Below are 2,251 nucleotides of genomic sequence, written 5' to 3' on the forward strand. Positions count from 1 at the left end.
GCAGCCACCTCATAGACGGCTGCCTCGCCGAGACCGGCCTGACGACCACACCTACCTGAGGAAGCAGGGCGACATCGCGAGTTCAACCTCAGTAGTTCAGAGAACCAACTGCGATTCCGTTTGTCCTACGACCTTGTCTTGTGCGCGAGGTGCGGGATCAAGCGAGTTCGCGGTGTTGACTGCGCCGACTGTGGAGCCCGCCCTGCTCCGTGGGAGATAGATCGTCGCGCAGCGGCGCGTCGGGCTTCGATACGCGCTACGGCCGAGTTGCTGACCTCTTCTCCACTTGAAGTAACTCCAAGTCCGTTTCAGGCTGCTGAAATGGAGATGCTGGTCGCGCGACTGGAGTCATGGCTATATCGATTCTTCGCTGCCGTTCGCTCGGCAAGCCAAACCCTTCCCGGGTCCGACGAGACTCTTCGGGATGTCGTTCAGGAACTGGTGAATGAGCGCGCGTTGGTATCCGCCGCTGTTCGGCATCGTCCTTACCTACCCTTGGTGGATGGCGCGAGAGCATGCATTGAGCACCTCGTGGAGACAGTACGTTCATATCTAGCTGCGCTAGACGCGCCTACACCGCTAGAAGCGCAGCGTCACGCAGATGTTGCACAGAAGCGAATGGACGCTTCTGGTGACGTCCTGAGTATGCACATGGAAAAGGTTAACCGGCTCAACGAGCTGTTGGAGGTTGACGGCTTCCAAAATCAGATGGCCGTGTTGCTGCAGCAGTCAATGATGGAATTGGGGGCAACAGATCTGACGGAGCTTAGCGTGCTAGCCGAGACTGAGGTTGCACGAATCCTCGGAATTCCCCCTCAGTATGGGCATGGAGGCGGTCTGCAGTTTGCTCTACAGCGGGCCCTGATGGTCGCACACGGAGACGAACATAGATTTGAGTGCATTGTAAAGGGGAGTTTCGAAACATTTTCTCGGAATCCTGAGCTCCTTTCGAGTCTGACGGTGAGTCCTCACTTCAGATCTGATTATGAGGCAGCGATGCTAGACCTGTTCGACGCGTCCTCTCAGGTCGCGCAGGCAGCAAACGGCGGAATACCGCGCCAAGTGGGTCGATCTCTGGTTGATATCGCTGCGACCTTGGTGGAGGGCGCAGGGCAGCTGGTCGCAATTTCCCTTCTGACGGCGGCGGGACAGAAATCAAGACCCTACGATAAACTCCGACAAGATAATGCTACGGATCTGTTGCGCAGTGCTCGCACGCATCCTGCGATGGAGGATCTGCTAGGTGGGTTCAACCTAGATTTGCGTACAGCTCAAGCGCATCGAATGGTGCGCTATTTGGACGACGGGGTGTACATAGAGATTAAGTCCGGCTCTCGGTCGATTCCCTGGGGCGAACTGGTCGATGAGATCATCAAAACTTGCGAAAGCGCCATGGGGTGTCTCGTGGGCCTGACGCTTGCATTGAATCAGCTAGACATGAACCTTCTCGATGCGACCAATTATCGTTCTTTTGGAATATCCCCGGCGGTCATGCTGAGTGTGGGAATGTCGGGCATGGGGTGCCAGGAGATTTTCCTGGAGGAACATCAGGATTCCTGGACGGTTCATCTAGAAGCGCCAGAAGGTTCGCTGCTGACTGTCTTGGTGGCGGGAGCATCCGCTCTAATCCCCGACGGCGTCGAGACTCTCACCCTAAATGCCAAGCGCGAAGATGGCTGGCACATCCTGAGTGGCCCTGTATCGCTCTTGCGCAACTTCCTGGATTCAGCCGATCAAGATGGCGAGCACCATGGACTTGCTGCTGCACGGTTTCAGCGAGTCTGGACATACGACGGTCAGCCCTGTGTGACAGCAGCTGAGATTCGTTGCTGGGCAGGGCGGCAGGCCATCGACGCGATTAGTGGCGGGATGCGCAGCGTGCCTAAACTCCGCGCCCTGCGTGCCTTTGCCATGGAAGTTGAAGACCCCGAGCTCGCCGAGTCATTGTCTGCAGCGATCCGCTACATACGGTTGGGGGATTCTGTGGAGCATAAGACAAGCGTTGTGGTCGCCAAGCTTGGGAATTGGGCAAGCACAGAAATCGAGTATGCGCCGATCTGAATACCTGCTTTAGGTTGTCCCGCAGCTACTGCAATTGGGACCGCCCTCGGCGACCGCTGCGGTGCGGTTGGCGGAGTCTCGACGGCTCGGCTCAACTTAGTACTGCAACGACACTCCGTGATGTCCTCTGCGTTGGTAATGGCTGGTACGGGCTCGTGCTTGACTTCTTCTTCGCCATAGTGACCACGCG

General features: G+C 57.1%; 1 protein-coding gene. It reads left to right on the forward strand.

Annotation, left to right across the window (positions count from 1 at the left end):
* Positions 1-321: 321 nt before the first annotated feature.
* Positions 322-2,061, forward strand: coding sequence for a hypothetical protein (locus tag AB0E67_RS36405; RefSeq protein WP_362035144.1), 1,740 nt, complete (start codon positions 322-324; stop codon positions 2,059-2,061).
* The last annotated feature ends 190 nt before the right edge of the window (positions 2,062-2,251 follow it).

Source organism: Streptomyces sp. NPDC032161, from assembly GCF_040636995.1.
Lineage (GTDB): Bacteria > Actinomycetota > Actinomycetes > Streptomycetales > Streptomycetaceae > Streptomyces.